This is a genomic window from Streptomyces sp. 8L (genome assembly GCF_020176795.1).
Lineage (GTDB): Bacteria > Actinomycetota > Actinomycetes > Streptomycetales > Streptomycetaceae > Streptomyces.
Genome location: NZ_JAIUKE010000589.1, coordinates 1 through 6138 on the forward strand (window position 1 = coordinate 1; position 6138 = coordinate 6138).

Consider the following 6138-nt stretch of genomic DNA (forward strand, 5'->3'; position numbering starts at 1 on the left):
GGGCGAAAGGGCTCGATGGCGGTCACGGCGGGTCTCCTGGCGATGCGGGTCGGTGGGTCGGGACGCAAAACGCCCCCGGGTACGACCCGGGGGCGTTCCTGGTCGCGTAGTTCAGTCAGTCGATGTCCGGTTCGGTGTTCGACTGTTCGGCGAAGTAGATGGCCGCGAAGCGCACGGCTGAACTCTCGCTGAGTCCGGTCTTCTTGAGACTGGAGATCAGCTCACTCATGTGGAGCATCGCCTCGTCCATCGGGGTCATCTTCAGGTCCGGGAACTCTTCCGGCATGGGGAACCTCACCGCACTCGATTGCCGCGTAGGTTCCATCATCGCCCTTGACGAGCTTGTTTTGCAGACCGAGCTTGGCGCACAGATCCCGGAAGGTTCGGTCCGACTTGTCGTAGCCGGCCCTGACCATGAGCGGGTACACCTCGGACGGCTTGACGGGGCGTCCCTGCGCTGCGAAGAGTTCGACGGCGAGGTCGTCATTCGGCTTGGGGCGAGGCTGTGACTTGGCGAGTTCGATGGTGGCTTCCTGCTGCGCGGCGCGCTCGAGTTCGTCTTCGTCGAACAGGTCCGCGGTGAGGCGGGGGATGTCGGCGGCCTTCCCGGAGGAGGGCGGGGTGATGGTGTCGCCGTCTTCGTCGGTGAGGCGTCCGAGGAGCAGGGCATAGGGGGCGGGGGTTTCCCAGGAGCTGTAAAGCTCCCACACGGACTCGTGCATGCGGTCGGAGGTGACGTTGCCGTAGGCGTCGCCACGGAGGTTGGGGATGATGCGAGCCCAGCGCTGGGTCCAGGCGAGGCCCATGGCTCGTGCGGTGACTTCGTCCATGTCGGGTCGGATCGGGGACAGCTCGCGGGCGGCGTCCATGAACAGGGACTGCATCCGCTGGTAGTCGTCGCTGTTCGGGTCGAACGCTTCGGCCATGGTGGCGTAGGCCTTCGCGGGGGTGGGCTGGAATGGTCCCTTCGTCGTCGACATGTACGCCACGGTGCCGGGGTCGGTGAAGATCGCCATGTCGGGTGCGCCGGCGTCGGGGAACAGCATCTGAAGTTCGGACGAGTTGTTCGTACGCAGGCCGATACGGCCCGGGGTGAGTTCGTCCATCGTGCCGGTGATGTATTCGCGGGTCGCCCGCAGGCCGGTGTTGCTGACGCGGACGTTGACGCTGCGGCCCTCTTCGATGATGAAGTCGATGCCTTCGAGGACGTCGTCGGGCATGCTCTTGGTCTCGTCGACGCGGATGTGGATGGCGGGGATGTCCGGGCGGGCCGGGAGGTTGTCGACGTCTTCGTCCTCGAGGAGGTCGGCGTACTCGGTCTTGCGGGCGGCGATCGCTGCCTTCGCGGCCTGGATGACGAGGCGGCACTCGTCTTCGGTCGTGGCGGGCCAGTCGATGAGGGGCCGGCCGATGCCGTATCGCAGGTAGGGGTTCACGAAGACGGCGCTCATCTTCGCGGACGTGTCGAGGTCGATGACGATGGCGTCGACGCAGCGGACCAGGCCGAGGCCGAGGGTCTTCATCAGGGCGGTCTTGCCGGAGCCCTGCGCGCCGATCGCGATGAACCCTTCGTCCTTGAGGTTGAGTCCTGCTTCGTCTCCGTTGCCGATGACGCCGAAGCCGACGGGCTTGTTGATCGTGGTCGGGGTGAGCTTCGGGTAGGGGATGGCGCCGCTCATCATGTTCTTGCGGGTGATGGCGATGTAGACGACGTTGCGGGGCACGTCGGGGCCGCCTGCGTTGAAGGACACGCCGCCGCCCTTGGGTAGGTGGAGTGCGCCGGCGAGGGCGGCTTCGTAGCCGCGGAGCGCGTCGATGTTCATGTGGGCGGGCAGGGTGATCTTGACGGTTTCTCCGGCGCCGCTGCGCCACCTGTCGACGAGGGGGTCGGCGATGGCGCCTTCGATACCGCAGACCTCCTCGAGGAGGCGGGCCCACGCATCCTGGGCGTGCTTGATCTTCTCGCCCTGGTTGAGGCGCCGGTCGAGTTCGGCTTCGGCGGCCTTCGTGTCCTCTCCCCAGTGGTCCATGCCGATGTTGACGGCTGCTCCGGTCGCCCACACGGCGCCGCCGAAGGCCATCTTCAGGAGCGTGGGCCCTTCGGCGAGGGTGTAGGACAGCCATCCGGTCGTTGCGAGCCAGGACGCGGCTCGGGAGACCAGGACGCGGCGCCACGAGCCGCGGGCCTTCTCGTACATGACGGCGGCGCCCGTGCACAGGACTCCGGCGCCTGCACCGGCCTGCCAGGGGATGTTAGCGAGGGGTGCGACGAGGGTGGAGGCGACAGCGAGTTCGCTGCCCCATGAGATGAGGCGTCCGTGCGTGACGGCATCTCGTGAGAAGTCCCATCGCTTCGGCTTGTCGGTGAGCGTCACCGGCAGTTCTGTGCTGGTCATGTTCATCTCCTCTCGTGGTTACTCGGACGTTCCGGGGCGGCCTACGACGTCCCACTTGCGTTCGGCTCGGGCGCCCTTGCCTGCGCGGCCCTTTTCGTTGAGGCGCAGTTCCCGCTGGTGTGCCTTCTGGGCGGCCTTGATGGCCTTGGTCAGTTCGGTAGAGACGCGGCGTACCTGCCCGGCGGTGCGGTTGACGGCTTCGTCGACGATGCCTTCGGTGGGCCAGGTCTTCGTCATGCGCCGGTAGAGCTTGTTGATCGAGTCGGCGACGGCGTCGACTCCGGCGGCGGAGCCTGCTACCTCGGATAGGACGACGACCATGTGGCCGCGCTTGAAGTCCTTCATGAGGTTGATCAGCTTGCGTGTGCTGCCGTCGGAGGCGGGGACGAGTTTGCTGCCGCCCGTGGAGGCGCCGGCGGGCAGGGCGAGGCGTGCCGTGTGGGCGGAGGCGATCGCCGCGCGGAGCTTCGCGGCGTCGAGGGTTCCGGGGGCGTTGCGAATGTTCCACCGCTCCTCGCCGATGCGCGGGTCGAGGACGCGGATGATGTCTTCGCGGTGAGCCTGGACGAAGACGACCATGATGTTTTCGGAGATGACGCCGGCGGTGCGGGCTGCGACGGCGGCATTGTTCAGATGCCTGATCACCGAGGGGTGGAGGGGCGCGGTGCGTGCGAGGGCCCGGCCTGCTTCCTGGACGGCGATCGACAGGTTCCGGCACATGTTCGGGATGCCGGTCAGTTCGACGATGTGGTCGGCCATGTCGGCGTCTTCGTCGCTGTGGAGGCCGTAGGCGAGCTGGTCGGCCATGGCGCGGAGGATCACGAAAGCCGTGGTGCCTCGGAAGTCGATCTGCCGGGCGATGGCCGTGCCGGGGGTGCGGGTGCCGGTCGGGACGGCCTGGATCGCGGGGTAGTTCACGGGGGTGCTCCTCGGTTTTTCGGCTGCTGCGGTGAGGACGAGCAGCTGGTCCTCTTTGTTCAGCTCGTGGTCGATGCGGTGGTTGGCCTTCCGGATCACCTCGAGCTTCACCTTGTGCGGGTCGCCGGCGTCGCCGTCGCGTGCCGCTTTCTGGGCGGCTTCACGGCCGGCGGCGAGCGCGGCCTGGCGGCGCTTCTTCTCGCGCTTGGCCCGGACGAGGGCGATCCGCTCATTGGTCTTGCGTGCCTTCGGGTCGATGCCGTCGTCGACGATTTCCGCATCGACGATCTCATCGTCGGAGCCACGGCCGCCCTTCGGCTTGATGGGCTCGAGGCCGTCGCGGGCCGTCGTCGACGAGGCGTCTCCCTTGTTGCCCTTCTTCTTGTCCTTGCTGGGCTTGTCGCCCCGGCCGGCCCACGGCTTGGGACTGTCGGGCTGCGGGCCCCGGTCCTTCAGCCAGCTGCGGCCCTTCCCGTCCTTCGTTTTGTCGCCGTCTCCGGCCTTGCGGTCGCTGGAGTTCTTGTCGGGCCCGTGGTGCTTGCCGTTCTTCGGGTCCTTGTCGCGCCTGTCCTTGTTCTTGATCTTGTCGGTGAGTCCCTTACCGAGCTTGTTGAGCTTGTCGGCGACGGGGTCCTTCACCTTGGGCTTCTTGTAGTGCTGGCCTGTCCCGGCCCCGTGGTCCTTGCCATTCGGTGAGCGGTGCTGACCACCGCCCGAACCGTTGCCGCTACCTGATCCGCCGCCGTTTCGGCGGTCACGCTGGCCGGAGTCGCGGCCCGAGTTCGTGGTGCCGGCGCCGTTCGTGTTGGCGTTCTCGTCGTCCTCGCGGCGCCTACTACGCCACATGGACGCGGCGACGAGGGCAGGCGCGGTGACGCCTCCGATGACGGCCCCGACGGGCCCTCCGAGGAGGAATCCGATCCCGATCGCGGCCGTCTCGCCGCTCACGCTGTGTGAGATCGCCGCGTATCCGTTTCGGAGTGATCTATCCGCATTGCCCGGTGATGTGCGCGGGGCGGGGCGGGGCGGGGGGGCCGATCGGCCCTGCTGAACGACCACGAGGGGCCCCTGGGCGCTGTTTTCGCTTCCGCCTCGCCCCGCCCCGCCGGCCGCAGTGTCACTGAGAGTGTCCGACGTGGCGGTCGGGTCGAGGGAGAAAGTCGTCTCTGCGCTCACCTCCTGCACTTCCTTTCAAAGAGGTCTGGGTGGGTGGTCAGTGCTGCGTGATGACGAGGTCGGAGCCGTCGCGCCGGTACTGGGACGGAAGGCGCTCGATGTAGGCCAGGGCCTTGGCGAGCTCTTCCTGGACCTGGCGCATGTCGAGGTTGGCCTGCGTGTCCTTCAGGGTCGTGGTGTCCATGGCGGTCTCCTCTCTCAGGCGGCGGACCGGAGGGTCCGGAAGTGGCGGGCGATCTCGACGGCGCGGTCCGAGGCGATAGACCCGCCGAGCTCTTTGCGGACCACCTCGCTGATGGACCGCTTGCTGATGGACCGGTCCGTGGACCGGAGGTGGTTGATGGCCCGCTGCTCGAGGTCCGTGAGGGCGAAGCCGTCGTCGGTCCGGTCCACGTGGTCCGGTCCGCTGGTCGGTCCGTCCGTGATTGCGGTCCGGTCCGGTCCGGTCGTGTGGTCCGTGGCGGTCCGCTGTACCGGTCCGGCGGTCCGGTCCGCGTCCCGGGCGGCACGGTCCGGACCGTTGGGGGTGCGGTCCGTGGCCGGTCCGGTCCGGTCCTCGTGGACCGTGGGGACGGTCCGCTGTGCACGGTCTGCCGGTGCCGCTTCGATCGCGGGGGCGGTCCGGTCCGGTCCGTGCACCGCGTACTGCTCCCGGTCCGCCAGGGCGGTGCGGTCCGCCGGTCCGGTCCGGTCCAGAGTGATGCAGACCTCCGGGATGGAGGACGGTCCGTGGTCCGCGGTCCGGATGCGGGGGATGACGAGACGGTGGACCGCGAGGCCGGACCGGACCGCGTCACGGTCCGCCTTGCGTACCCGGCGGTCCGCAGTCCGTCGGTCCGCTCGGTCCGTCAGGTAGCGGTCCGCGGCGGTCCACGCCTTGTCGGCAGTGTCGTGGTCCGCGGACCGGATGGTGAGGGACCACGCGGTCCAGGCGTGGACCGGGTAGCGGACCCAGCGGACCGTGCCGAGCCGCGGCCGGGCCTTGGGAACGAGTCCGTGGTCGCGGAGGTACTGGCGGTGGACGAGGCGGGCGTAGGACTCCCACAGGACCATGCCGGTGACGCTCATCGCGGAGAAAGCGATCGCGGCCTGGGTGGGCGCGCCGTGCGGTCCGCAGTGGTGGGCGTAGTTCATGGCCGCGGCGCCGAGGGCGAACACCCATGTGAGGAGTCGGTACTCGATTCCGCGGTCGCCGTTCTTGCGGGCCTGGTGGTACATCCAGCCGGCGAAGGTCGTGGAGAGTTCCCACGCGGCGGCAAAGCCGATCGCGAAGACGAGGGGCCAGCCGAAGGCGGTTTCGGCGTAGCTGGTCTGGCTGGACCAGGCGACGGCCATGGGGGCGAGGATCGGGCCGGCGACCATGAAGCGTCGGCCGACGGCAGCGGCGAGGAGGCGGAGGCGTGCGGTCTTGTCGGCGTGGGCGGCGAGGCGTTCGGCGCGGCGGGTCTTGCGGTCGGCGCGGGCGGCGGCCTTGTCGGCGCGGCGCTGTTCCTTGCGGTCGAACTCTTCCTGCTGCTTGAGCTTGCGCTCGCGGGCCCTCAGCTCGACCTGGTGGTGTCGGTCGGTGCGCTTCTCGCTGCGGTTGGCGCGCATGCGGCGGGTGCGCCGGTCTTCGGGCTCGGGCGTCTGGGGGGTCTCGGGGTTGGTG

General features: G+C 68.6%; 4 protein-coding genes. All 4 read right to left on the reverse strand.

The window, feature by feature from the left end:
• Positions 1 to 221: 221 nt before the first annotated feature.
• On the reverse strand, positions 222 to 2396 hold the full coding sequence (locus LCE31_RS35085) for a hypothetical protein (RefSeq protein ID WP_225021787.1): 2175 nt from the start codon (positions 2394 to 2396) through the stop codon (positions 222 to 224).
• Positions 2397 to 2414: 18 nt separating this feature from the next.
• Positions 2415 to 4262 carry a hypothetical protein gene (locus LCE31_RS35090; protein WP_225021790.1) on the reverse strand — a complete coding sequence of 616 codons (1848 nt, stop codon included), beginning with the start codon at positions 4260 to 4262 and terminating at the stop codon, positions 2415 to 2417.
• A gap of 265 nt (positions 4263 to 4527) precedes the next feature.
• Complete coding sequence (locus LCE31_RS35095) at positions 4528 to 4674, reverse strand: hypothetical protein (protein WP_225021792.1); 147 nt, start codon at positions 4672 to 4674, stop codon at positions 4528 to 4530.
• Between the two features lie 14 nt (positions 4675 to 4688).
• On the reverse strand, positions 4689 to 6138 hold a 1450-nt coding region (locus LCE31_RS35100), incomplete at its 5' end, for a DUF2637 domain-containing protein (RefSeq protein ID WP_225021793.1).